Annotated in this window: 31 protein-coding genes; 13 read left to right on the top strand and 18 right to left on the bottom strand. The window is 61.2% G+C overall.

Annotation, left to right across the window (positions count from 1 at the left end):
• Nucleotides 1–10: 10 nt before the first annotated feature.
• From ACYG9Z_RS24415 to ACYG9Z_RS24395, 5 genes are all read left to right on the top strand, one after another.
• A complete protein-coding gene (locus ACYG9Z_RS24415) occupies nt 11–1,180 on the top strand; it encodes a cystathionine beta-lyase (RefSeq protein ID WP_023753134.1) in 1,170 nt (389 codons plus the stop codon).
• Nucleotides 1,181–1,405: 225 nt separating this feature from the next.
• Nucleotides 1,406–2,494, top strand: a complete 1,089-nt coding sequence (locus tag ACYG9Z_RS24410; RefSeq protein WP_023715181.1) for an HPP family protein — start codon at nt 1,406–1,408, stop codon at nt 2,492–2,494.
• Nucleotides 2,495–2,597: 103 nt separating this feature from the next.
• On the top strand, nt 2,598–3,266 hold the full coding sequence (locus ACYG9Z_RS24405; RefSeq protein WP_023743964.1) for an RNA polymerase sigma factor: 669 nt from the start codon (nt 2,598–2,600) through the stop codon (nt 3,264–3,266).
• Between the two features lie 115 nt (nt 3,267–3,381).
• Nucleotides 3,382–3,906, top strand: a complete 525-nt coding sequence (locus tag ACYG9Z_RS24400; RefSeq protein ID WP_023697729.1) for a DUF4142 domain-containing protein — start codon at nt 3,382–3,384, stop codon at nt 3,904–3,906.
• Between the two features lie 10 nt (nt 3,907–3,916).
• The gene (locus tag ACYG9Z_RS24395) at nt 3,917–4,228 is read left to right on the top strand and encodes a cupredoxin domain-containing protein (RefSeq protein ID WP_023743015.1); all 312 of its coding nucleotides are present in this window, start codon (nt 3,917–3,919) and stop codon (nt 4,226–4,228) included.
• On the opposite strand, the gene ACYG9Z_RS24390 is transcribed toward ACYG9Z_RS24395, so the two are convergent.
• A complete protein-coding gene (locus ACYG9Z_RS24390; RefSeq protein ID WP_023743016.1) occupies nt 4,204–5,088 on the bottom strand; it encodes a crotonase/enoyl-CoA hydratase family protein in 885 nt (294 codons plus the stop codon). The two genes, ACYG9Z_RS24395 and ACYG9Z_RS24390, sit on opposite strands and share 25 nt — an antisense overlap.
• 83 nt (nt 5,089–5,171) lie before the next feature.
• Here ACYG9Z_RS24390 and ACYG9Z_RS24385 point away from each other — a divergent pair, with 83 nt between their 5' ends.
• Nucleotides 5,172–5,762 carry a TetR/AcrR family transcriptional regulator gene (locus ACYG9Z_RS24385; protein WP_023753136.1) on the top strand — a complete coding sequence of 197 codons (591 nt, stop codon included), beginning with the start codon at nt 5,172–5,174 and terminating at the stop codon, nt 5,760–5,762.
• 99 nt (nt 5,763–5,861) lie between these two features.
• On the opposite strand, the gene ACYG9Z_RS24380 is transcribed toward ACYG9Z_RS24385, so the two are convergent.
• Entirely contained in the window at nt 5,862–7,088 is a 1,227-nt protein-coding gene (locus tag ACYG9Z_RS24380) for an anion transporter (protein WP_031194071.1), read from the bottom strand.
• A gap of 765 nt (nt 7,089–7,853) precedes the next feature.
• Entirely contained in the window at nt 7,854–8,090 is a 237-nt protein-coding gene (locus ACYG9Z_RS24375; RefSeq protein WP_023684337.1) for a hypothetical protein, read from the bottom strand.
• 274 nt (nt 8,091–8,364) lie between these two features.
• On the opposite strand from ACYG9Z_RS24375, the gene ACYG9Z_RS24370 reads away from it, so the two are divergent.
• The 6 genes from ACYG9Z_RS24370 (at nt 8,365) to ACYG9Z_RS24345 (ending at nt 11,160) form a co-directional block, all read left to right on the top strand.
• Nucleotides 8,365–8,691 carry a hypothetical protein gene (locus ACYG9Z_RS24370; RefSeq protein WP_023715176.1) on the top strand — a complete coding sequence of 109 codons (327 nt, stop codon included), beginning with the start codon at nt 8,365–8,367 and terminating at the stop codon, nt 8,689–8,691.
• A gap of 595 nt (nt 8,692–9,286) precedes the next feature.
• A complete protein-coding gene (locus tag ACYG9Z_RS24365; RefSeq protein ID WP_023684339.1) occupies nt 9,287–9,454 on the top strand; it encodes a Thivi_2564 family membrane protein in 168 nt (55 codons plus the stop codon).
• Nucleotides 9,455–9,467: 13 nt separating this feature from the next.
• Nucleotides 9,468–9,761 (top strand): hypothetical protein, encoded by a 294-nt coding sequence (locus tag ACYG9Z_RS24360; RefSeq protein WP_023684340.1) that lies wholly within the window; start codon nt 9,468–9,470, stop codon nt 9,759–9,761.
• 1 nt (nt 9,762) lies between these two features.
• Nucleotides 9,763–9,897, top strand: coding sequence for a hypothetical protein (locus ACYG9Z_RS24355; protein ID WP_023684341.1), 135 nt, complete (start codon nt 9,763–9,765; stop codon nt 9,895–9,897).
• A gap of 25 nt (nt 9,898–9,922) precedes the next feature.
• A complete protein-coding gene (locus ACYG9Z_RS24350) occupies nt 9,923–10,393 on the top strand; it encodes a GFA family protein (RefSeq protein ID WP_023715175.1) in 471 nt (156 codons plus the stop codon).
• Between the two features lie 572 nt (nt 10,394–10,965).
• On the top strand, nt 10,966–11,160 hold the full coding sequence (locus ACYG9Z_RS24345) for a hypothetical protein (protein ID WP_023684343.1): 195 nt from the start codon (nt 10,966–10,968) through the stop codon (nt 11,158–11,160).
• 70 nt (nt 11,161–11,230) lie between these two features.
• Here the strand turns inward: ACYG9Z_RS24345 and waaF are convergent, their stop codons facing one another.
• Entirely contained in the window at nt 11,231–12,253 is a 1,023-nt protein-coding gene (gene waaF / locus ACYG9Z_RS24340; RefSeq protein ID WP_023684344.1) for a lipopolysaccharide heptosyltransferase II, read from the bottom strand.
• Nucleotides 12,250–13,191, bottom strand: a complete 942-nt coding sequence (locus ACYG9Z_RS24335) for a glycosyltransferase (RefSeq protein ID WP_031244282.1) — start codon at nt 13,189–13,191, stop codon at nt 12,250–12,252. Before ACYG9Z_RS24335 ends, waaF begins: the two co-directional genes overlap by 4 nt.
• 483 nt (nt 13,192–13,674) lie before the next feature.
• Here ACYG9Z_RS24335 and ACYG9Z_RS24330 point away from each other — a divergent pair, with 483 nt between their 5' ends.
• Entirely contained in the window at nt 13,675–14,520 is an 846-nt protein-coding gene (locus tag ACYG9Z_RS24330; protein ID WP_050586903.1) for a glycosyltransferase family 25 protein, read from the top strand.
• Between the two features lie 19 nt (nt 14,521–14,539).
• On the opposite strand, the gene msrA is transcribed toward ACYG9Z_RS24330, so the two are convergent.
• The 13 genes from msrA to ACYG9Z_RS24265 form a co-directional block, all read right to left on the bottom strand.
• Nucleotides 14,540–15,058 (bottom strand): peptide-methionine (S)-S-oxide reductase MsrA, encoded by a 519-nt coding sequence (gene msrA / locus ACYG9Z_RS24325; protein WP_023671461.1) that lies wholly within the window; start codon nt 15,056–15,058, stop codon nt 14,540–14,542.
• Nucleotides 15,059–15,126: 68 nt separating this feature from the next.
• On the bottom strand, nt 15,127–15,450 hold the full coding sequence (locus tag ACYG9Z_RS24320; RefSeq protein ID WP_023753139.1) for a hypothetical protein: 324 nt from the start codon (nt 15,448–15,450) through the stop codon (nt 15,127–15,129).
• 3 nt (nt 15,451–15,453) lie between these two features.
• Nucleotides 15,454–15,645, bottom strand: coding sequence for a hypothetical protein (locus tag ACYG9Z_RS24315; protein WP_023671459.1), 192 nt, complete (start codon nt 15,643–15,645; stop codon nt 15,454–15,456).
• Entirely contained in the window at nt 15,630–15,869 is a 240-nt protein-coding gene (locus tag ACYG9Z_RS24310; RefSeq protein WP_023684348.1) for a hypothetical protein, read from the bottom strand. Before ACYG9Z_RS24310 ends, ACYG9Z_RS24315 begins: the two co-directional genes overlap by 16 nt.
• 96 nt (nt 15,870–15,965) lie before the next feature.
• Nucleotides 15,966–16,169, bottom strand: coding sequence for a hypothetical protein (locus ACYG9Z_RS24305; protein ID WP_023684349.1), 204 nt, complete (start codon nt 16,167–16,169; stop codon nt 15,966–15,968).
• A complete protein-coding gene (locus tag ACYG9Z_RS24300) occupies nt 16,166–17,062 on the bottom strand; it encodes a glycosyl hydrolase 108 family protein (RefSeq protein ID WP_023684350.1) in 897 nt (298 codons plus the stop codon). The genes ACYG9Z_RS24305 and ACYG9Z_RS24300 overlap by 4 nt, the downstream gene beginning before the upstream one ends.
• A 439-nt stretch (nt 17,063–17,501) precedes the next feature.
• Nucleotides 17,502–19,463 (bottom strand): pyocin knob domain-containing protein, encoded by a 1,962-nt coding sequence (locus ACYG9Z_RS24295; RefSeq protein WP_156931622.1) that lies wholly within the window; start codon nt 19,461–19,463, stop codon nt 17,502–17,504.
• A 103-nt stretch (nt 19,464–19,566) separates the two neighbouring features.
• The gene (locus ACYG9Z_RS24290; protein WP_023753141.1) at nt 19,567–19,752 is read right to left on the bottom strand and encodes a hypothetical protein; all 186 of its coding nucleotides are present in this window, start codon (nt 19,750–19,752) and stop codon (nt 19,567–19,569) included.
• A 579-nt stretch (nt 19,753–20,331) separates the two neighbouring features.
• Complete coding sequence (locus ACYG9Z_RS24285) at nt 20,332–20,589, bottom strand: hypothetical protein (protein WP_155924307.1); 258 nt, start codon at nt 20,587–20,589, stop codon at nt 20,332–20,334.
• Between the two features lie 453 nt (nt 20,590–21,042).
• Nucleotides 21,043–21,249: a hypothetical protein gene (locus ACYG9Z_RS24280; protein WP_023734799.1), complete on the bottom strand. Its 207-nt coding sequence runs from the start codon at nt 21,247–21,249 to the stop codon at nt 21,043–21,045.
• Entirely contained in the window at nt 21,246–21,641 is a 396-nt protein-coding gene (locus tag ACYG9Z_RS24275) for an SMI1/KNR4 family protein (RefSeq protein WP_023735867.1), read from the bottom strand. Before ACYG9Z_RS24275 ends, ACYG9Z_RS24280 begins: the two co-directional genes overlap by 4 nt.
• Before the next feature lie 2 nt (nt 21,642–21,643).
• Nucleotides 21,644–23,962, bottom strand: a complete 2,319-nt coding sequence (locus ACYG9Z_RS24270; protein WP_023753145.1) for a hypothetical protein — start codon at nt 23,960–23,962, stop codon at nt 21,644–21,646.
• On the bottom strand, nt 23,963–24,493 hold the full coding sequence (locus ACYG9Z_RS24265) for a hypothetical protein (protein ID WP_031244285.1): 531 nt from the start codon (nt 24,491–24,493) through the stop codon (nt 23,963–23,965). It abuts the gene before it with no gap.

The raw sequence follows: 24,493 nt of genomic DNA, 5'->3' as shown, positions 1-24,493 counted from the left end.
GCGAAGAGCAATGGCGACTGACGGCAACGAAATGGGTATCAACACGCGGCTTGCCCATTCGGGCAACAATCCGCACGACTATTTCGGCTTCGTCAATCCGCCGATCGTGCATGCCTCGACCGTGCTCTATCCCAACGCGTCGGTGATGGCGGCGCGCAGCCAGAAATACACCTATGGCACACGCGGCACGCCGACCACCGATGCGTTGGCGCATGCGATCGACGCGCTGGAAGGCTCCGCCGGTACCATAATCGTGCCGTCGGGCCTGGCGGCGGTGACCGTCCCGTTGCTGGCGTTTCTCTCGGCAGGCGATCACATCCTGATTGTCGATTCCGTCTACCATCCGACCCGCAATTTCGCCGACACGATGCTGAAGCGGCTGGGTGTCGACGTCGAGTATTACGATCCGCATGCCGGCGCCGGCATCGCCAGCTTGATCAAGCCGAACACCAAAGTCGTGTTTACGGAATCACCGGCCTCCAACACCTTCGAGGTGCAGGACGTTCCGGCGATCGCCAAGGCGGCGCATGAAACGGGCGCCATCGTCATGATGGACAACACCTGGGCAACGCCGCTCTATTTCCGTCCGCTCGACCACGGCGTGGATATCTCGATCCATGCGGCGACGAAATATCCGGCCGGCCATTCGGATGTGCTGCTGGGCACAGTGTCTGCCAATGCCAACTGCTGGAAGCAGCTTTGCGAGACGTTCTACACGATGGGCTGCTGCGCCGGCCCCGACGACGTCTACCAAGTCCTGCGCGGCCTGCGCACGATGGGCGTTCGGCTGGATCACCATCAAAAGAGCGCGCTTGCCATTGCCGTCTGGCTTGAAGGCCAGCCCGGCGTGGCCCGCGTGCTGCACCCGGCGCTCCCCAGCCACCCCGACCACGCGGTGTGGAAGCGTGATTTTTCCGGCTCGAGCGGCATCTTTTCCATCGTGCTCAAAGGCGGCGGCCAGAGACAGCAGCACGCTTTCCTCGATGCGTTGAAAATCTTCGGTCTCGGCTATTCCTGGGGCGGCTATGAGAGCCTTGCCGTGCCGGTCTTCCTTGGCGACCGTACCGTTGCCAAGGGCCCCTATGACGGCCCGCTGATCCGGCTGCAGATCGGGCTCGAGGATGTCGAGGACCTCAAGGCCGATATCCTGCGCGGGCTGGAAGCGGCCGCTGCGGCATGACACCAGCAAACTTGCGAAGCTGATTCCGCTGGTCCGCCCAACCCGTTGAAAGGATTGGCGAGCGACTTTCGCAGGCGATCGACGTCGCAAAGCCGCTCATCGGTCAACCAAGCGCAATGTTATTTCCCCAATGCGCGCTTTTTCGGATCGGTTTGACTTTCAAAATCGTCGGTCCAACGCCATTGCAGGCGCTGCGCGCACAATTCCAGCCGGACTGAGCTTGCCATGGCCTTTCGTCTCTTTGTCCCCATTCTCGCCGGCGCGACGCTGCGCGAGCGCCTCATCGCCTGCATCGGGGCGATGATCGGCATTGCGCTGACCGGCGCGATCGGCGCGCTGGTGCTTGGCAATGGCCCGCATGTGCCGCTGCTGGTGGCGCCGATGGGGGCGTCGGCGGTGCTGCTGTTTGCGGTGCCTGCAAGCCCGCTGGCGCAGCCATGGTCGATCATCGGCGGCAATACAATATCGGCGCTGGTCGGCGTGATCGTGGCCCATTTCGTCCATCAGCCCGTTCTCGCCACGGGCATTGCCGTGGCGATGGCGATCGCCGCCATGTCGTTCTCGCGCTGCCTGCATCCGCCGGGCGGAGCCGCCGCACTGACCGCCGTGCTCGGCGGGCCGGCCGTGATCGGTGCGGGCTTCCTGTTTCCGTTCGTGCCGGTGGCGCTGAACTCCATGATGCTGGTCGCGCTCGGCTATGCTTTCCACAGGCTGTCGCGACGCAGCTACCCGCATGTGCCGGCCCCTGCCCCGAAAAGCACGCACGGAACCATCGATCCGCCGGCTCAGGAGCGCATCGGCTTCCGGGCCGAGGACATCGATGCCGCGCTGGCTGCGCTCGACGAGACCTTCGACATCGACCGCAACGATCTCGAACAGCTGCTGCGACAGGTCGAACTGCAAGCGACGATGCGCGCACACCGAACCATGTTGTGCGAGGACATCATGTCCCGCGACGTGATTTCGGTCGATGAACACGCGTCCGCCGATCGGGCGCGTCATCTGCTGCTCGACCACAATATCCGCACGCTGCCGGTTGTCGACAAGGACGCCAGGCTGGTCGGCACCGTTGGATTAAGGGAATTGGCGCGAGCCGACGAAGCCGTCGGAAGCGTTACCTCGACAGCGTCGACCGCCGCCGCCGGTACGCCCGCCATGGCCCTGCTACCGGTGCTCACCGACGGCCGCACCCATGCAGTCATCATCTTGGACGGGGACAGCCGCATCCTTGGCCTGATCACGCAGACCGACCTGCTTGCGGCCACGGCGCGAGCGCAGGCTGCTGACAAGCCGCTGGCGGAAGCAGTATTCTAGGCGCCGTCGGAGCCGGGCGAAAATGGCCGGGAACCTTTTGCCGGCGATGTCATCCAATGTCTTGATCGAGGTTTCGGACGGGGATTGGATCGAGGAACTGACCATGCCTGCTATGTCTGTACCAATGCCCACAGCTGCTTCAAGCGAGATGCTTCTCGTGCGCCGCGCGCTGGCACGCGAAGGCAACGCCTTCCGCATCATCATGAAGACCCATAATCAGCGGCTCTATCGCATCGCTCGCGGGGTGGTGCGCAACGATGCCGAAGCCGAGGACATCGTCCAGGAGGCCTATGTCAGAGCCTTTGCCCATCTCGATGCCTTTCGCGGGGAGTCCTCATTGGCCACCTGGCTGTCGCGCATCGTCATCAACGAGGCGCTCGGCCGTCTGCGCAAAAGGCGGCGGACGGTGGCGAAAAACCCGCAAGCCGAAATCATCCAGTTCCCCCTCAATCCCAGCGACGATCCGGAGCGGACGATGGCGCAGCGGCAGATCCTCGAGTTGGTGGAACGGGCGACCGACAGCCTGCCCGATGTTTATCGGACGGTGTTCGTGGCGCGGGTTATCGAGGGGCTCAGTATCGAGGAGACCGCCGAGCTGCTTGGCGTGCGGCCGGAAACCGTCAAGACAAGGCTACACCGCGCCCGCGCCTTGGTACGCAAGGCACTCGACGACCAGATCGGGCCGGTGCTGCTCGACGCCTTCCCGTTTGCCGGCCGGCGCTGCGACAGGCTGACCAGCGCCGTCATGCAGCGGCTCGGCCTGGAGAGCTGATCATCGGCTGATTTGGCCGATTTCCCCGGGAACGTTTGCCGCCGCTGCGCATCCAATGACCGTCAACTGAAAAACATGGCCCGGCGCGATCCCGCGTCCGGGCGAAGGAGATGCCATGCTTACCCGACACACCGCCGCCCTCGCTGCCTTGCTGCTGCTTGGCGCTGCCCCGCTCGCACAAGCCGCCGACAAGCCGACGGACCCGCAGATCGCCCACATCGCCTACACGGCAGGCGTCATCGATGTGGAAGCCGCCAAGCAGGCGATCAAGAAATCGAAGACCAAGGAGGTCGTGGATTTCGCCAACGACATGGTGCGCGACCACGAAGCGGTCAACGCGCAGGCACTGGAACTGGTAAAGAAGCTGAAGGTGACGCCGGAAGACAACGCAACCAGCCAGGCGCTGACCAAGGCTGCGGCCGAGGAGCGGGCGAAGCTCGCCAAACTCGACGGCGCAGCCTTTGACAAAGCCTATGTCGACAACGAGATCGCCTACCACAAACAGGTCGACGGCGCGCTTGAAACCCTTTTGATCCCATCGGCCAGCAATGCCGAGTTGAAGAGCCTGCTGCAGACCGGCCTGAAGATTTTCCAGGGCCATGAACAGCACGCCGAGCATGTTGCAGGTATGCTGAAGTAAGGACCAGGCCATGTCGAAACGGCTGCTATGGATTGCACTGGCGCTGGTCTTCGGGACCTCACCCGTGCAGGCCGAAACCATCCAGGTCACCATCGACAAGCTTGTCTTTTCGCCGACCACCGTCGAGGCGAAGGTCGGCGACACGATCAAGTGGGTGAACAATGACGTGTTCGCCCACACGGCTACCGTCAAGGGCGGCTGGGAAGTGATGATCCCGCCGAAGTCAACAGCGAGCCTGACCCTGCAGAAGGCGGAAGCGGTCGACTATTTCTGCCGCTTCCACCCCAACATGAAAGGTCATCTGGCCGTGACGGCGCCTTGATCGCGGTCCGCAAGCCCGTCCTGCTGCGTTGAGGCTCGCCTGGCTTCATCCGGCCGGGTGATGTGCGTCCACGAGCCGTGACAGCCCGGCTGGCGGCGTGCGATCCAGGCATCCAGCCCTTCGCGCAGATCAGCGGTCGGAGCCATGCGGGCGAACTGCTCGGCCTCGACAGCCAAGCCATCCGCGATGCTCTGGTTCAGGCCGCGCGCCACTGCTGTGAGGATCGAGGCAATTGCTGCAGGAGAATGCCTGGTCACGCGCCGGGCGAGATCAATTGCGGCGGGCATCAGCTCCTCATGCGGCACCACCTGATTGACGAGGCCGAGTTCGAGGGCGCGCGGCGGCGGGAACCAATCGCCGGTCAACAGCAGCTCGAGCGCCCGCTTGCGCCCTGCCAGCCTCGGAAGCCGCTGCGTGCCGCCGAAAGCAGGCGGCATTGCAAGGTTGATCTCAGGCTTGGCGAACAAGGCGCGGTCGCTGGCGATAGCGAGCGGCACGGCTTCGGTGATCTCGCAGCCGCCGCCGAAGGCGATGCCGTTGACGGCGGCGATGACGGGCTTGCGGAATGCCTCCAGCCTTGCAGTCAGCCGCTGTCCGCGCATGACGAAGTCGCGCAGGGCAACGTCGACGCCGATGGCCACGCTGCCTGAGAATTCAAGGATGTCGGCGCCGGCGGAGAAGGCGCGCGCTCCTGCTCCAGTGAGGATGATGGCGCGGATGGCATCGTCGGTCTCGGCGGCATCGAGGAGCGCAAGCAGGCGATCAATCAGCGCATAGTTCAAGGCGTTGAGCTTTTCCGGCCGATTAAGTGTGAGGATGGCGATCCCGTCGCGGGCCTCGGTGAGCACAAGCTCGGTCATGTCTTTTCCTTCCCTGTGTTTGTCGACCGGAGAGGATCAGGCTTTCGGTTGTATGTATATTCACTAGTCGGTATACTTGCCCTATGAGCGAAGCACCGAACCCCACCCGCAAACGCATTGTCGATGCCGCAACGAAGCTGTTCTATGCCGAGGGGATCGGCCGCGTCAGCGTCGATGCAGTGGCGGAAAAAGCCGGGCTGACCAAGCGCACGCTCTACTATCATTTCAAGAGCAAGGACGATTTGATCGCGGCCTATCTCGACGGTCGCGACCAGCCGAACCTCAAGCAGGTGGCCGGCTGGTTCGAGACGGCCGAAGGCGATGTCGAGCGCAAGGTCGAGGCGATTTTCACCAATCTGGCGCGCGTGGCGAAGCACCCGAAATGGAGAGGCTGCGGCTTTCTGCGCACGGCAGCCGAACTCGCTTCCATGCCCGGACACCCGGCCGTTAAAGCGGGGGCGCGGCATAAGCAGAATTTCGAGACCTGGCTGGCCGGCGAACTCACAGGCCACGGCGTCGACGAGCCGCAGACCCTGGCGCGCGAAATCGTGCTTTTGATGGACGGCGCGTTCTCGATCATGCTGATCCACCGCAACCCCGACTATGTCGAGGCGGCCGGACATGCCGCTGCAACGCTGGTTCGGGCAAGGTCAGGATCGGCGACTATCCGCTAGAGCGTTCATCGTTTAATGAAGACGGCGAAACACGCTATCTCTTTGTTTTGACGCAATTCCGGACCGAAAAACCGCTTCACACTTTTTCCTGGAATTGCTCTAGAATCCAGCCGCCAGCCATGCCGTCCCGACGGCAAGGGTCAGCAGCGTCAGTGGCAGGCCGACCTTGAAGAAGGCTGAGAAGGACAGCTGCGTGCCGGCCGCCCGCGCCTGTTCGGCGACGATCAGGTTGGCGACTGAGCCGAGCAAGGTGAAGTTGCCCGCCAGCGTCGAGCTCATCGCCACCACCAGCCAGGCACGCCCGGGGTTTTCAAGGCCGGGTATGAATGGCCGCAGCGCCAGCACGGCCGGAACATTGCTCATGATGTTGGAGAGCACCGCGGTGAAGCCCGATAGACGCCAGACGTCGTCCAGCCCGAGGTTCTTGGCCGAGGCGATGATGTCGGGCGTCAGCAGCGTCTTTTCGGCGCCGGCGACAACGATGAACAGGCCGGCGAACATGAACAGCAGCGGGCCGTCGATCTCGCGGTAGATGCGGGCCGGCTTGATGGCGCGGGTGAGCAGCAGGATGGCCCCGCCGATGAGCGCTGCCTTGGCAACCGGAACGCCGGCGAAGAAGGCGATGGCCAGGCCAATGCAGACAACCACCGCCTTCAGCACCTGTCCCGGCAGCATGCGGCCGCGATAGACTTCCGGGTTGAGATCGGCGGGGCGGGCGAATTCGGCGCGGTAGACGATGCGCACGATGACGACGACCGCGACGAGGCCGAAGAGGGCAACCGGCGCCAGGGCGGCCGAAAAGGCTGGGTAGGAAATTCCCGACAGCGCGCCGATGACCATGTTCTGCGGGTTGCCGGTGATGGTGGCGACGCTGCCGCAGTTGGACGCGGTGGCGGTGGCGATCAGATAGGGAATGGGATTGCGATTGATGACACGGGTGACGTGGACGACGATCGGCGCCATGACCAGGCAGATGGCGTCGTTGACCAGGAACGCCGACAACACGCCGGTCAACAGCGTCACCATCACCAGCAGCACGAAAGGCGCGTGCGCATGCTCGATAGCGTAGGCGCCAAGCGCCCGGAAGGCGCCGGACACCTTCAGATGCGCCACCACGATCATCATGCCGAGCAGCAGCGTAATGGTGTCGAAATTGATGGCGCGATAGGCATCTTCCATACTGAGTGCGCCGATGGCGATCATCGCCGCCCCCCCCAGCAAGGCGATCCCTGCCCGGTCGAGACGGAGGCCTGGAATACGCCCGACTGCGACGCCGGCATAAGTCAGGACAAGGATCAAAAGTGCCGCTGCGCCCATCAATGTCATTGGCAGACATCCTTGTCCAAACGAACCGACGCAGGAACGGTCTGTTCCCGCTCAGGCATTTGCCGGGCAGCTTTAACGCCGCTCCAGCAAAGCGAAAGCCTATAACGATCCGAATGCGAAAATCGGTGGGCAAAATCGCGGGTCGACCGATGCCGGGAGCAACCGGAGCTTGATCTTGAGACGGCCGAAATTGGGAATGAGACACGCGCGGCGGACTGCGGCGGACTGAGATCGCCATCCGCGAAACTTCCCCCTCGGAAGGCTCGTGATCTATGTGATTAAATTCTAATTTAGGCTTTCCGGGTATGGATAGCTTAGCCGTATTTCGGCCTTGGGGTTTCAGATGGTCCAGGTTCTTGAGAGGGAATGCCGTGTCTCGGAAAACGAGGCTCTGCTGGCCCGCCCGATGGAATGTCCACAATGCCACGGAACCCGCAAGGTGTTTGTCTGTGCCCGGTGGGCGAGCTCGAACGGCCATTGCTGCCCCGGAGGAACACACCGGCTCAGTTGCCCCGGTCACAGCGTCGCGTGCATGGAGTGCGAAGAGAACCTTGAGCGTGTCTGAAGCGATCGCGACTATTTCCTGTTGGGAAAACGCAAAAAGCCCGCTCCGGCGAACCGGAGCGGGCTTTGCAACCATACGCCAAGAGTACCCTGCTGAGACCAGTACCCTGCCGAGAGCCGACCCGCTTTGCGTTTCCGCCACCGCAATAAATTGGTAGCGGCACTTCCAGAAAAAGCGATTGTTGGCTAACCGCCGTCGAATTACTCGCCCGACTGGCCGTCGCCAGTCACACTGCTGCCCAGAATTCCAAAGTCCTGAGACTTAGTTCCTTGTCCCGCAGTCAGGAATCCATCCGCATCCAGGCCGCGCCGCAGCAGTTCCCGCACTGCCGCGGACCGGCTTGGCATGCGCTTTTCGAAGCGCCAGTTTTCCAAGGCAGCCAATTCCTCGGCTGTCAGCATGATCTGCAGTCGCTCGGGTCGTTCCAGGTCGGCCATTCGCGCCTCCAACCGTCAAGACCAAAAAATATGGTGAGTTAGTATGTGCCTCAATTGCAGTATAGCTAGGGGTCCCCGTGCAGCGCGTCAAGAGAGGCTGATGGGTGACTCACATACAAGACCAACGATGAGGGAGATACGCCGATAGCACAACCAGTGTAGTCTTCTAACTATTTGATTTAGTTGAGAATATTTTATATTCTTCTTGCCATCTGAAGGTCGTTAGCGCATCTTGATCACGACGGGACAACCGGCTCCTGAAAGGAAGGTTTCCATGCGCTACGGATATTCGGCTCGGCTACGGGAGGATCTCAATTCACGGGTCCTGGGCGCGCTGCGCTCGCGCGGAATGGTCAATATTGCGGTGGTTGCCGAGGACATACGATTGCGTAACCTGGACGAGAACGTCGCCCTTGAAGACGTCGAGCGGCTTGTGATGCAGACGGCCCAACTCTACGGCGCGGTGATGGAGTTGGACGGACTGACCTCCGTCGAGGCGGGGAGATTGACTTCGCTTGCCGACGATAAGCACGAACTGCCTGGCATCGGCAATTCCGACACCACAGGCGGCCAACCCGCTCCCCTGCTGGGATTGTCCTAAGGCGCGACCCGCTCTTTCAATCGACAAAAATCCGCGAGAGAGATTTGGACCGAGCGCAGCGGCGCCTTGAGCGTCCAGACAACGCCTTGTTCCCCAAATTCCAGGGATTCCAATCCCCGCATGTTTGGATGACGTATTCCCCTACCCCAAATTCCCCACCTGCTCGATTTGCCCGTTCCGCGGTAGCTGAGATGCACGTGCGAGGTTTCGGTTCCCGTCGTCCCCTTGGGACGGCAATTGTTCTCCTGCGAAAAAGCGATCACCCGCCGGGCGGCGCCGGATCTCAGGGCTCGCGCAAATGTCGACAACGAAGCGCAACTCAGGCCGTTTTTGTCGGAACCCCGTCAACCCGAGGCGGTTCTCCCGTTAGCTCGCCTGACGCCAGCAACAAGTCGCCTGGAAACGGTGTCGCCGACGGTAAACGACAACCGTGCGGCAAACAGGCCCTGATCGGCGTTCAGCTTCAAAGGCCGCGGAACGCTGTTTCGCAGCCTTTACGTTGCGCCGGCGGCTTCGCATCGACAGGAACCAATCTATGGCCAGAGCGTTTGCCGCTGCGTACTCTTCTCAGACGTAGCCAGACGGAGTGAGGGACATGGCTTCATCGGTACTTATCGGCATTCTGATCACTTTCCTGGTGATCATCCTGGTGCTCTATCTCGTCCAGCGTCTGCCGCTCGATGGCCGCACGAGGCAGATCGCGCAGATCGTTGTCATCATTATCGGCATTATTTCGCTGTTGAAATACCTGGCAATATTTTAGGATATGGATCGCCATGACATCACAAGCAATCGCAGGGATCATCTTAACGGCGTTGTTTGTCGCGACAAGCACGGCCTACGCCCGACCCAACACGCGTTCGATGACCTGCGAGGAAACGCAGCGCCTGATCCAGAGCCATCACTCGGCGGTGTTGACGACCGGCCGGAATACTTACGATCGCTATGTCCGCCAATACGGCAACGAGTGCGACTGGCCGGAGGTGCCGGTCGCTGCCTCCGTTCCGACACGTGATGGCCAGTGCCGTGTCTATTGGTGCCGGGAACCGGTATTCGATTTCCCGAACTGACATGTCCAGCAGCCTTGCGGCGGTCGTCGCCATGGCGCTGCCGGGTCCAGACAATGCATTGCGCGAGGCGACATGGAACCGTTGCGCCGCGCGTGAATTGATTGTGCGCATGGCGCTGCAAGATGTAGCGGTGTGATGCCCAACCAGATGGAGGAGCGGTCATGCCCAATGATACAAGGCGGAGCGGCAGCTGCCTGTGCGGCGGCATCCAGTTTTCGGTGACGGGAGATCCCTTTCGGATTGGCCTTTGCCATTGCAAGGACTGCCGCAAGGCTAGCGGGTCGGCTTTTTCGGCGTTTGCAGTGTGGCCGCTCGAGGCGTTCGAAACGACGGGTATCGTCAATAGCTACGGCGACAGAAGTTTTTGTCCCACCTGCGGCGGCCGGGTCCCTTTGGTTCGTGAGAATGAGGTGGAAGTGACGATTGGCAGCCTCGATGAGGTGCCCACCGAAGGGCTGGAGCCCAGCTATGAACTCTGGGTCAATCGCCGTGAGCACTGGTTGCAACCCTTGCCTGCCGCCCGGCAATTCGAGCACGACCGGGTCGATGACGAGCCGACAAACCGGACAGCCGAACCGATTTCTGACGGTGTCGAGACGCCGTCTAGCTTGCCGCAACGCAAGTCGGCCTAGCGCGAGCGGCGCAGAAAGCCGGCAGGCAGGAAATTCATTCTCGAAACCGCCCGATGCCGACAGGACCGGGTCCGACAACATTTCACCCGGTAGAAGCCAAACGCAAAAAGCCCGCCTTGGCGTCAAGCCAAGGCGGGCGGTAGATCATCCGGCCTGCGCTGCCGTGGAACGATGGGTTGGCCAAAGCCCTGCGCTGAGACCCGGTGCCGTTTGTAACCGGCGATTGACTACGGAGCGGCCCCGGTCAGCTGGAATTCGTCTTGTGGTTGCAACGATGCTACGTTTTGTTTCGAAACGAGAGCCTAAGGCCACGCAATATCGTTACGTCAACTATGCTGTCCAAGTATCTCGTGGTGTGAACTGAAGGAATCTTCCTGTCTTGTACAAAAGAACGCTTTGTTTATTTTCTTTCCGTCACATAGTGTAGCGAATCTTGAAGCCGGATGGGGCGGCTTTCATGCAGCCAGCGCCTTCGCAGGATCGCGGTCCGCACGTGCAATATCCACTTCACGGCAATCTTCATGCAAGCATAGCCAGCGCAAAGTTCATACGCAGACGTTGGGGGAGCACCGATGGACCAGCCGAGCAAAATGGAGAACCTGCAGTTCGCGCAAGGGATACTGCGGGAGCTTAGGCAAAAAGCCGAAGCCGACGGCGAGAAGCTTCTGACTTATCTCATCGACATGGCCTACCTTGAAGCCAGCGACCGCATCCGTGCACATTGGGTCGGCAATCACGAGCCCGAAAGCCGCAGGGCCATGGGGTAACCGAAACGCGGCGACGGTTGCCCCCACGGGGCGTTTTTAACCAGACGCCTGGGGCCGGCGAGACCATTGGTCAGTTGGCGATACCGGCTGAGATGTCAGCCAGAGCCTCCCTCACCCGAGTTTCGCTGATGCCCCGCGTGTCCTTGACCCAGCTGGGCGTCGAAAGCGGTGGTTCGATAAAGCGAACATGGTTGTTTACGGGCCCATGCACATAGGGGCGATTCAGCCCGTAGATAAGCGCGCATGGGACGTTCAGGGCAGCGGCGGCGTGGGAAATCCCGCCATCAACCCCGAGGAACATGGTCGACGCAGCGATCTGGCACATCGCGTCAGCAATCGACGGGGTCGAGGTGAAGTCGATTGCCTCAGGAATGGCGGCGCGGATTTTTGCGGCACCGGCGTGCTCGCGCGGTCCGCCTACAATCCAGATTGCCCAGCCGCGATCATGATGGTCTCTGGCGATCGAAATGAAGCGCTCGACGGGCCATGAGCGGAAATTCTCAATGTCGGCAGTATAGAGCGCCAGGGCCGGTCGGCCGGCATCGATCTTCTTGTGCTGGCGCCAATCGTCCAACTCGGCCGGATCGACCACAAGCCGGGGCGCCGGCCACTCTGCGCCCGCAGCCGGCTTTTCGCCAAGCGAGGCAATCGAGCAGACCTCCTCGAAGAGCCGCGTCTTGCGGGGTCCGAAGGCCCATAGATGCGCCAACCAGCCGGCGGGGAAGCGATTGAGGAGGCCGAATTGCAACTCCTGCGGATAGCCGATGCGCTCCTCTATTCCGGCCATGAACGCCATCAGCGCCGCCTTGGTGCTGCTGGTCATCAGATAGGCCGTACGGTAATTTTCCTTGCGCAACTCGCCAACCAGGCGGCTGCGCTCGCCAAAACCGGGGCGCTGATGACGCTTGGCAAGCGCCCAGCCCTTCCTGACATGCGGCATCAGGCGCGCCAGCGGCGCTGCGACAGGCGAGGTGACGACATCTATGGGGCGATCAGGAAATCGCGCAGCGATGATCTGGATGGCAGAATGGCAACGGACGAAGTCGCCGACCGCGGGGAAGCCGACGAAGAGGATTGGATCGCCGGTCGTCAAGGAAGCGCTTCGCCGTCAAGGATGCGGGCATAGAGATCCAGATAGCCGCGCGCCGCTTTTTGGATGGGAAATCTCGTCGCGGCCGATTCGCGGCATTGCTGAGGCGTAAGGTCGGCGACGGCCTCGAAAGCGGCCGCAAATTCTTCATCGGTCTCAAAGAAGCGCCCGCTGTCGGCATCGACCGTCTCGGGCAATGCGCCTCGCGTCGTCGTCAGCACCGGAGTGCCGCACAACATGGCTTCGACCGGTGCGTTGCCGAACGGCTCCTCCCAGGCGATGGGGTTGAGGAAGGCTCGCGCTTCGCCGAGAAGGCGAAGCTTCGGCTCGCCGTCAACGATTCCGTGGAAACGGTATCGCCTGCCAAGGCTCTTGAAAAACAACCCTTCGCGGCGGGTCTGACTTCGGCCCAGCAGTTTCCAACGCGAGCCACCGGCGATATCGAGACCGAAATCGAATTTTTTGGCGAGATCGACGGCGCGGTTGAGGCCTTTGCTTGATCGTGCAACGCCGGCGAGAAATAGCAGGCGGTCGCCCTTTGCAGCCGACAAACGATAGGCGTCCACCGGAAAGCCATTGTAGACGAATGTCTCGCGCCCATGCTGGCGGGCATGATTGGCGCTGATAAAGCTCCAGTTCGCAACTGGCATGGGCTGGTCCGGCATAAAGCCGCGCTGCGTATTCAGCGTTGGAAATGGCACCTCGACGGGCCAACTATGGGTGTGGACGATTTGCGTGTCGCGCGGAATGGCTGCCCGGCATTCGGCATCGGTCGAAGCGTGCCGGACTTCGAAGAGCGGGTGGCTGGAGCCAGGGCCAGCGATCACCACGACTTCGTGTCCGAGACGAACCATCTCCGTGGCCAGCCATTCGACCTGACGCTGAATCCCACCGTAACCTCGGCAGGGTATTACGCCCTTCAAAACGAGCGTCACCCGCATTGACCTTGCCTCACAATGCTCTCAAAGACGGCCCAGTTGCGTCACGGGCTGGGCATTGTCAAGGTCGCGCCAGAAACGCAAAAAGCCGCGGCGGCCTCGATCGGGTTACGGAATCGTTAATCAGCGCTTGCTACTATACCGGATGACCAAGAATCTCGGCAATGCACCCAGGACCATCTCCAGGCAACAGCCAAAGACCTCCGCTCTTGGTGGGCTGACGCCCGCCCTGTTTCCCCTTGTGGTCGTCGCGCTCGGATACATGATCGGTCGGCAATTCTTCGGCTTCTAGGGCGACTCGTCTAGGCGCGCACGGTAAAGGCTCGCGCCACGCGGGGGACGCCGTCAATGTCCACCCAACCTCCAAAACCAACCGGCGGCACCGTACGCCGCTACCCACTGCCCCGCACGTAAGCAAATTTTGTGCAATCACGGGAACGTGATATTCACTGATCACCGGACAAGGGGGCGCTGATGAGGTGTCTGGTGATCAATCTTGATCGTTCTCGCGATCGGCTGGCGCATGTCGCGTCCGAGTTCGGCCGGATCGGAGTACCATTTGAGCGTGTCTCCGCCATCGATTGCCCCGATTGCTGCTCTGTCGCCAAAAGCCCGCTAAGCGCTGCTGAGGTTTGCTGTTTCCTGAGCCACCGCTCGTGTTGGGAGATCGTTGCGAACGGCGCGGATCAATATGGCGCGGTTTTCGAGGACGACGTCGTTTTCGGCGCGGGCGCCGGCTCGCTGCTTGCTTCCGATCGATGGGTGCCGCGCGATGCCGATGTGATCAAGCTGGAAACGCATTTTGCCAAAGTGAGGGTCGGACGCAAGGAAGTCGCTCTCGATGATGGGTTTTCGCTTGCCAGACTTTATGGCCTGCACGCGGGCGCCGCAGGCTATGTCATCTCCAGATCGGCAGCGCAAAGATTGCTGCGCAGGACCATGCATCTGAGAGGAGAGGTCGACTTCGTTCTTTTTCACCCAGGATTCATGACCTGCTCGGTCAACCGAATCTATCAGATCATGCCGGCGCTTTGCGCACAGCACCATTTTGTTTCGGGACGAGAGCGCCTTCCAAGCCTCGTGCGACGGCCCGGGAGGCGGCCAAAACCGTTTCTCGATCGAATTGTCGGAGAAGCGGTGCGAACCTTCGCCTATCTTCGAAACCAGAGCCTGACCGGAACAAAGAAGATCGAGGCCGTCGCGTTCTCAGGCTCTGAGGTCGACGGCAAACCCGTCCACGGCGCGTTCATCTATGGGCAGCCCGAGCACGGCCACTTCAACAAGGCGGCCGGCATACCGATCGCGCGGAAGAATAGTTCGACCGCCAGATAAGCAGACGATAGCGGCTGCGTTACGAAACAGCCTTTTCGCGGACCGGAAGCTTCCAGCCCGGCCTGACAAAGTGGCAGGTATAGCCGTTGGGGTATTTCTCGAGATAGTCCTGATGCTCTGGCTCCGCCTCCCAGAAATCGCCCACCGGCGCAAGCTCGGTGACGACCTTGCCCGGCCACAGTCCAGAGGCATCGACATCGGCGATGGTGTCTTCGGCGACGCGCTTCTGCTCGTCGCTGGTGTAGAAGATCGCCGAGCGATAGCTCATTCCGACATCGTTGCCCTGGCGGTTCCTGGTGGTCGGATCGTGGATCTGGAAAAAGGATTCGAGCAATGTGCGAAAGCTGATCCTGGCCGGATCGAAAACGATCTCGATGGCTTCGGCATGGCTGCCGTGGTTGCGATACGTGGCGTTGGGCACATCGCCACCGCTATAGCCGACGCGGGTAGAGATCACGCCGGGATAGCGCCGGATCAAATCCTGCATGCCCCAGAAACAGCCGCCGGCAAGGACTGCACGTTCGGTGGACGTCGCCATATCATACCTCCATTGGATTGCTCCTTAGGTAGGCATTGTCGCTGGCTTCTTCCAGCATCTCAAGTGCATCACTCGTTGCCGGCCGAGCCGAACCGCCGCACGATGACCTCGAAGACGATGTCGGAAATCCACATGGCCGAGACGCCGATCAAAAAGGCGGCGGCGAGCGTCGTGGTATCGTCGGCCGGATCGGGGATAGGCATGCCGGTTGCCCTGAACCAGGCGACGGCAGGCAGCGTCAGATACGCAGCCGCCAGCGCCCCGCAGATCGGCGAGGCAATCATCTCGCGCAGCTTGTAGCGATGGCGCGACAGTGCTCGCAGCACGCCGCCGGCTAGCCCGGCGGCGACGACCGGCCCCTTGATGCCGAGTATGTCGAAGAGGTCGTGCATCGGCTAAGGCCTCCATCCGCAGAGCTTTTGTCCCTTGCGGTTGTGCGCCAGGAGCGCTCTCGCCTCGGCGTCCGACAGGACGTCGACGGCTTCGGCCGACAGGCGCAGCGGGCTTGAAATCGCGCAGAAGCCGCCCGAAGCAGTCGTGCACCCGGCAAGCGCCACAAGCAGCGCAAGCATCAGTCCCTTGCCCATGATTTCAGCTCCTTTCGAACAGCGTCCGCCGGCAATGCGCCGACGTCGTTCTGCACCTGCTCAGCGACCGCGCGCGCCGCGGCCTCAGCGGCCGCCAGTTTGCCGCGCTCGGCCCTGGCGCCGGCCAGCCGCTGGTGAGCGCCCCAGCAAAGGGCGGCGATGACCGATGCCAGGAAGCCCAGCAGCGCTTTGTTGCCAAGCAGGACGGCGAGGAGCGCGCTCACAGCAGCCACCCGGCGACAAGCCCGGCGGCAAAGCCGATAGCATAGGGTTTCGCGGCTTCGAGATAGGCGATGAGCAGTTGTTGAAACCCTTCCATGTCAGTGCTCCCAGCCGGATTTGCGGGCCAGCCAGTGCCAGGTCTCGGTGACCCAGGCGATGGCGAGACCGGCGGCGATCTCCAGACCAGCTTGAATGTCGGGGTCGGAAGAAAATGCCGCCGCGTCGTCGGCGCCGAGCAGGCCACGCGCGACCAGAACACCGGCGCCGTAACGCAAGCCGATGCGGATGAAGACGGCGATCATGTCGAACTCCTTGCGAAAATCGATTTCAGGATTTGAAGCAGCGCACGCCAGAACGGCAGGCGTTCGACGGGGCTGACGCGCCCGCCGGTAGACACCGGCGGCATCGCACTGCCGGGCTTCGGCGAGAGCGCTGATGGCTGGGGCGGGGTGCCCGGCAAAGGTGCCGCGGGCTGTAGTGCCGACATCAACAGCGCCTGGGAACGGACCGACCGGATGCGATCGCTCCAACCCTTGCCGAAAACCGGCCAGGTCGGCAGCCGCCGCAGGAATGCCAGGCGGGCATCGCAAAGATCGTCGATGACTGCGCCCAGTGGCCTGGCGCCGACAGCTTTGAGCGTGGCCGGGCCGATCCTGCCGTCCTGTGCGGTGCCAACTGCCGCCTGCAGATATTTAGCCGCCCTGCCCGGCCCACTGTTCACGGCGAAGTCGAAGACGGCATAGTCGACACCGCCGGGAAGCTCGGCGCCCGCAGCGGCATCCCAATAGAAGCGGCGATAGACCGTGGCCACCTGAGCATCCGTGATATGGCGAAGGTCGTCCTTCGTCGCATCCGCCTTCACGTAGCGGCGGAAATTGGCCAGCGTCACGCCCTTCATGGTTGCGCCGCCGGGATCGGCCGGATTGTCGGACCAGCCGCCTTCCGATTTGAGGACGAGCGCAAGCGCCCGCGCGAAGTTGCGGTTCATTTTGTGCCTCTTTTGGGGTTGTGAGCTAGGGGCGAGGATTACCGCCGGATCGAGCCCGAGCCCTCGGACCAAGTTCACAGCATCAGGATCGTCGCTGTAGAGAGAGGGATCGTCCGGAGCGAACCAGCGGGCGAAATAGATCGGGTTGCCGGTGAGCATGCCATAGGCCTGCGGCATCTTGCCGCCGCCGATGATGCGGGCTTGCACTATGGATTTCAGCACAATGTGGCGGACTGCCGGGGCAGCACTCCAAGCCTAGCCATCCCATATTTGACGCGCATCTTCCGGGGCTTCAGGCACTTCGATGCCATTTTCAGAAGCTCGAGGTCTTCACCATCAAAGCCGCCGAGATAGGCGCCATTGCCGTCAACGAGTATTTTGTCATGGTGTCGCCTCAAAATTGGAAAGGGCTTTTTAGATGTGGCTTCTGTACCGGTATCAGTCCCTGCAAATTGGACTGGTGGCACTTGTCGCTCTTGGCGCCTATGTTGCGGTGCCGGATGGCTGCTATCGACAGGCGGCTTCTTTTTGGCTGTTTTGCCTGTATCGGTAATGTAGACATCATTTCCCGGTATACGGGGTCGCCCTACGAGAAATACTGCGCTCAGCAGGATCTGCTGCAGGCCAGGAGAGAAGCCGCTAATAATTAGGCCCACGCTCGCACGACGAGCCTCCAGCTACTGTTGGTAATTGTGGTGCCTGCGCCGGTGCCTTTGGCGGTGATATCAACAGCGGTGGACGAAAACCGCACATTGATGTTGGTGGCGTCCGGGACCAGCGATAGACCTTTGTTGCCTGTACCGCCGCCCGGATTAGCCAGTACTTCGTCTCCAATGGAATACCCGGCATCTGCCGTAGTGCATTGCAGCACGGCAAAGTAGTTTTTTGGCTTGACGCCGAGTCCATGCGCTAGCGTCAGTGATCCGGCATTCGTGATGGTCTGCTGCGCGCTTTCATAAAACTTCTGAAGCAACGCCGTGGACGACTGGACATAGCGTGCATCCTGTTCGGCCTGCGACCATTGCAGCTTGATCCATCCTCCCCAGGCACCGCCAGCCTGCCTGCGCCGCCATAGCTTTTGGTCTGCCGCCGTAGTGTCGTTGACGAAATCATGCACCGTCTGCGTCCGGTAGCCAGTGCTTCCGTGCGCTTCCACAAACCCCAGGAACCAATTTACGCCGTCTGGCGCATTAGCCGCCGCCGAGGCCATATACCAGCCGTTGTCCAGGGCGTTGTTCCAATCGGTGATCGTCTGCGCGACGACACCGAGGTTGGGTCGGCTATCAAGTTTCAGATCAAACCCAGCCTTGACGAACCCCGTTGTAGCCAATTGCGTGGTATTCGTTCCAGGCGCTGCGGTCGGCCCCGTTGGCGTCCCGGTAAATGTCGGGCTGGCCTTCGGCGCCAGGCTGGACACCGCGATCCCACTATCCTTCCCCACCTTGCCCGTCGTGCCCGCGAAAGTGACAATATTGTCGGTTGCCGAAGACGCAGGCCCCAAAAAATCTCCTACTCCCGTCCCGTCGGCGCCTCTGTCGCCGGCCCGGTCGAACATCAGCCAGATGCCGTTGGCCGCCGTCGGCAAAGTGCCGGCGCCGCTGACATAGGCGAGCGTCAGCTTGCGATAGCCGCTACCATCCACCACCGCGCCACTGACGTTGTAGACATAGGAGATAGCGGTGGAGGCTTTCGAGCGCAGGGTCAACTGGCCCTTGATGGGGTTGGTGCTGTCGTCAAAGGCATCGAGGATGCCACTCACCGTGGAGCCGCCGGCATCGAGATTGTCGATATAGGCCGCGGTCACCAAGGCGGCGCTCGCATTGTTCAGCCGCAAGGTGCCATTGCCAGGATCGGCGTCGGCTATGATCGTGGAAAAGGTGTAGCCGAGAGCTGCCACCGAGGTTGATGCCGCCGCAGCGCTGGCCGTCGCATTGGAAGCGGAGGTCGCGGCATTGGTGGCTGAGGTGGAAGCCGCGGTTGCCGAGCCCGAGGCAGCGCTCGCTGAACCGGCTGCAGCCGTAGCCGAGTTGCCTGCGTTGGTGGCGCTGGTCGCCGCGCCCGATGCCGAGCCGGAAGCCGCCGTTGCCGAATTGCCTGCATTGGTGGCGCTGGTCGCGGCTGTTGTGGCGGAGCCGGCGGCGGCCGTGGCCGAACCTGCGGCGGCGCCGGCCGAGGTGCCGGCATTGGTGGCGCTGGTGGCGGCAGCGTTCTTCGAGGTGAGCGCCGCAGCGGCACTGGCGGCAGCAGCGCTGGCCGCGCCCACCGCATCGCCCAGCGTGTCCTCCGACAGGTAAAAGGCGATCGTGACCGCGTCGGTGCCGATCACCGGGTCGAACGTTTCGAAAACATAGACGAAGTCTGCCGAGACCGCCCCCTGCTGCACATGCACCGTCGTGCCCTTCTGCAAGGTGCGGGCCGTGCGGGCATCGGCGGCGCGGAACCATGCGCCTTCGCTGGCGGAATAAATGCCGTTGTCGCGGGCATCGGCCTGGTTCTTGACCAGCACGCGGTCGCCGACCTCGGCCGGCACGCCGTCGATGGTCTGCAGGCCGTAAAGGGTGATGTTGCTTGTCGTCGCCAGGCGCACGGGTTCACGCTCGCCGGTCAACAGGCGAACGGCGGCAGTTGCAGGTCGGGCCATAAGGCTTGCTCCATGAAAAAAGCCCCGCGAAAGCGAGGCTTGAAAGAAGTTCCAATTTGGTGCGCGACGATCAGCGCTGTGATGAAGGCCGAAGAGTTAGACGCGGCGCATCACCCCTCCTCTTGCGCAGGTAGCGCAGCCGCTTGCGCTGCGCAGGCGTCACATAGCCATCCCCGGCCTCCGCCATAATACGCTCTTCTTCGGTCGGCACTTTCTCCGGTTCAGCCGGCAGCCCAAGCTCGATCCTCAGCGCCATTGCCTCGGCGTCGCCCTCTGCATGACTGTGCGACCGATGTCTTCGTATTTGGCCAGTAGCTCTGGCCATTCCGAAGGATCACATGTCTCCAGCCGCCACAACCAGGCTATGGTCGGGTGTTGCCGCCGCTTGTTCAGTTCGATGTCGTCGTCATAGGAAACGGTTCCACCGAGAAGTATCTTCCTGCCTATGTTCATTGCGGCGACCCAAGGCCGCCGTCCCATGCGATTTTCAAAGTGACCGCTGGCCAGCCCTTCAGATGTAAGTGGGCGCTAGCGCAGCGAATCTAATAGACATTGCTGTTCTTCTCAACGGGTCCGTCCATACTGAAGCCACTTTGTCCGCTGGACAAGTATAACTCGGCAGTTCCTCCAACGCCCACGATCAGGCTGTCCAGCTGAATTATGCGTCTCAATGCTTCGGAATTACGGTGACAGTGCACTCTTTTCAATTTGTCAAGTTTAGAGTTTTCGCTCTACCTGCACTGGTGCGGACCTCTAGAAATACGCTGTCACCGTAATCCATCATTCTCGAAATTTTCATCTACGAACATCTCGGCAAATTTCTGAGGCGAAAGCGTTACGTCGTTGTCGCGAGCGATTTCGAGGTTCCTCGCCCATAGACCCCGGATTTCCGCCGGTATTCCTCGGAAAAATGAACAGATGCGGCAATTGCGCCCTGCCACTGTCCATCGCCGCCATAGAGAGTGTGCAGTTTGAGAGCTATCGCCTTCAAGGACTTATCCACCTCTTCGGGCAGCTCACCAATTACCCACAAAACATAAAATTCCAATAGTTTAAGCAGCGGCTTTCCGTCATAGCGCGGGTTATGTTCCACTCTATCTCTCCTATGCGTCATTGATGGCGTATTCGATAAGCCTTGGACAAACCCCCGCTAGGCTAGGTTTTTCTTTTATTGAGGCAAGCCAACCCTCGATGACTTCTCGACAGATATGTATCTCAAGAAAATATTCCAAACCGGCTTCGACGGCCTCCGGTGGCGATCTTCCCGTGTCCAGCCCGGTAGCAACCATCGCATCGGAATCCTCGGTCCAAGGCTCCGACGCATAAATCGTGTCGTACTCGTCAAACTCCGACAGCCTTGCAACTATGTCTATCAGCCTGCCTACTTGCCCCAAAGAGAAACCCTCCGCCACGATTCGGATGCAAAACCTCCTGGAAGATGGTACCATTATTATGTTGGGATCTAGGGACGAGTTGCTTGCGCCGGCGGTTCGGTGGATTTGCAAATGATCGTCCGACGCTGGTCATGGCTCGTGCTCCTTGCACTCTATTCCCCGTTTCGTCCCGCCTTTTCCAGTGCCGCCTTACGCTGAACTTCGATAGTTCGATTCCAAAAGCGCACCACTTGAAAATGCTCTTGCCTGGTCAACCAGATCTTGTTCTCCATGCTAACTGGATCGCCGCCAACCGCTACCGGTTTGATCTCGAACAATTCCATGCCTTTGGAACGCGAATCTGTACCTTGGACGCTCATTTCAAGTCCTCCAACGCAGCAAATAGACCGGCGAGGTCACGCGCTATCGTCTCGGCGGATTGCCGTTCCATAAATATGAATGGGATGCGCACGATCGGCATTTCCACATCGTGGGTGTCGAAGCCATAGGCTTCCCCTCCTCCATTCGACGCAAACAAGAGGATGCCTGGTGCGTATTTCTCAACCTCATATTCTCGATTGAAGTCTACCAACTCTTCAGCCTTGAAAAAAATTATATAGCTGTCGCCGATGAAGCCTTCACCTCCATTATGCTCCCTAAGGAAATTGGCGTAATCCTTCGGCAACGTCACTCCCAGGCTTGCGGGCAGGCCATCGACAACTGCAGCTTGAGCCGGTGGGTCGAAACGTCCCTTAGTTAGTGCATATCCCACTGCTATTCTCCAATGTCTTTTAGTAATTTGTTCCACCAGGGCGTAACCTGCTGCTGATGAACTTCTCGGGGCAGAATGACCTTGTTGGACGGATCGGTCGGACTCCCGCCAAACTTCACTGGCTTAATTTCATGCACATCCACGGGCTGGCCGACAAGGCCTCGCTCTTGGCGGATAATGCGATTGGCCTGATCAGCCGCTTTTCTAGCAGCTTTTTGCTGTGTACCTTCTAGCCGTATGAATAATCCATCTGGCTTGGGCACAACCGCTATCGGATAATCTGCCCAATCTGACATTGAGAAACTGCCCGAGGGGAGATCGAGAGCGACGGCCGGGTGTCCGCTGCCACCTTCGACGAGTCCCGCGCCTTCCTTAGACAACTCACCGGGAAGCTCTTTGGCGATGAGACCTTCGGCGCGCCCCGACGCCATGGCACTCAACGGCTCAAGTGTGCGAGGTATCCCTTTCGCGGCAACAGCAGTTCGCCCAATGCCCGGCCCAGGTATCGCCCAGCTCAATGCGTCATTTCCCTGACGCATCATCACCTTCTCGGCATTGTTCGAAGGCTCGAAGTAGCCTTGGCTGAAATCGGGAGGATCGCTTGTTCCAAGGGAAGCCCCGTAGCCAATCCCCTTCATCAATTTGCCTGCGAATATCCCCGCATTCGCACCTGCCTTGCCAAGGCCTCTGGCCTCCGATCGAAATACCTCGATCGCCGAAAGGCCAGGCTTGCCGCCAGGAAGAATCCCGCCCAGGCCGGCCTCATCCAATTCCCGAACCAAAGCTGCTCGTGCGACAGGACCCTTCGTGCGCGCGAACAACTCGCTCGCCTTCGCGTAGTTGTCCATGAAGTACATGCTTCCGCTGTCGCGCTGCTCGGCAAGCTTGAGGAGAAAAGAGAACGGCACGGGTTGGAGATTTTCATCAGCGATGCCCAATGCATTTTGCTGGGCGACAGACAAGGCTAGTGTTTTGTCGTAAGTATCTTGGTCGAAAGCCTCTGAATCAGAGGGCCCAGTGCCAAATACGGCTTTCCAACCCTCCGAGATTTCTGAAGACAATCCATCGACATAGTCACCTGGATAGACTCGCCTCCTTTCCAGGACCAGATTTGCCGCGGCAGCGGTTGAATCGTGGCCCGCCTGATCCGCCGGTGAAGCGTTCGGCCCCGGCTCGGCACTGACAACGGCGGCATTGATCTCCTGGTTCGACATGGTCGCCATGTCGAAAATCTTCTTGCCGACATTGGTACGCCATTCGAGACCCTGCCGGCGCCTGTCGCCCTCATCGAGGCCATAGATGGTCCTGTAGGCGTCCTTGCCCGGCATTGGGCCGGAGTAGGCGCCCGTGCGTGCTATCTCGTCCGGCGCTTCCCTCTCGGCGCGACCGATCTCGACGCGCGTCTGGATGTCCTGACTGAATTTTGCGACCTTTGCCTTTAAGGCCAGCGCATCCTGTTCCTCCTGCGGAAGATCGTCCCTGAACGCCTGCGCGATGCGGTCATCCGGCGTCTGCGTGCCGACGCGGTCTTCTTTCCCGGGCGCCATCCTTGGGCCGTCCACAAAGGAGTTGCCCGCAGCCTGCGCGCTATCGCCAGCGGTCTCGCCGCCGGCGACCGGCACCGCACCCAACATTTCAGCAGCGCGCTTCGGGTCCGTGGCGATCATCGCCTGAACCAGCGCCTTGGCCGCGTTGGTGCGCCAGGCGGCTTCCGCCGCTTGCCTGGCAAGCGGGTTGCCGATCTTGGCGATCAGGTCGAGCCCGCTCTGCCGGATCGCCTCGAAGTTCGCGGTGTCGTTCGGGTCGCCTTTTGCTATGGCGATGGCATTGGTTGTCAGCGTCGTGTCGACGGTGGCCTTCTCGTAGTCGTCGCGTTTGGTCTTTTGCCGCAGCGCCATGCGGTATGCGCCAACGACGCGCTTGTTTTCCTTCTCACCTGCGAAAGCGGCTTGCTGGCTTTCGGGCATCGTCCGTTTCGCATCGTCGAACAGCGTATCGTACAGGCCTGGTTTCACCACCCGGCCGGCGCGCAGGTCGACCTCGCCATACATGGCTTCATGCATGCCTGCGCCATCCGCCGGCGCGTTCGCCGCCACTTCATCTTCGGCCTGCGCGATCCGCGCGTCGAAGCCGCGACGCGCCAGCTCGGCGTCGAACGCGTCCTGCTGGTCCTTCATCTGCTGGTAGCGTTCGGCAAGAGCGGAAAGGTGGTCGCCGAAACCTTGCATGGCGCCGCCGATCGGCGACCCCTGGGGATATTGCACGGCGTTGCCGGTATCGAGCCGGCGCTGGCCGACGGAAAGGGGGATGATGTGTACCATCTAGGTGTTCCCCGCCCACGGAGCCCTGAGGGCCGCACTGCCGAAGATCACGGAGCGGCCCGGCACAGCGGCGGCCGCAGCGCTTGACGCTGCCGCTTTCGTCGGGTCGTAGATTTTGGAGAGGCCGCCAACGAGCGCGCTGCCGGCGTTGAAGATTGACGCCGTCACCGCCTGCTTGCCCTGGAAGCGCGAGATGGCGGCTTGGCTGTTGAGATTGTTCTGGCGCAGCTTCGAGCCGTACAGCAGCGCGCCGAGATCCGCCTGGCCCTGCCTGGCATTCGCCGCCAGCACCTCGGTCGGCGAGCCGGCTATGCCGACGCCGGACGCGCCGGCCTGGGCGCGCGCCTGCGCCTGCAGCAGGTCCTGCTTGTCGCGCTCCTGGCCTTGCTCGAAGGCGGCGGCTTGAGCATCCGCCTGCGCCTGCTGCTCATAGGCCTTGGCCTGATAGTCGGCCATCTGCTTCGACTGCTGGCCCTCGGCCAGCGCGCCGCCGACGGAAAGAACGGTGCCGAGAAGGGCAAGTGTGCACAT

It is taken from the genome of Mesorhizobium sp. RSR380A (assembly GCF_054719385.1).
This window is presented reverse-complemented; position numbering and strand designations above follow the sequence as displayed.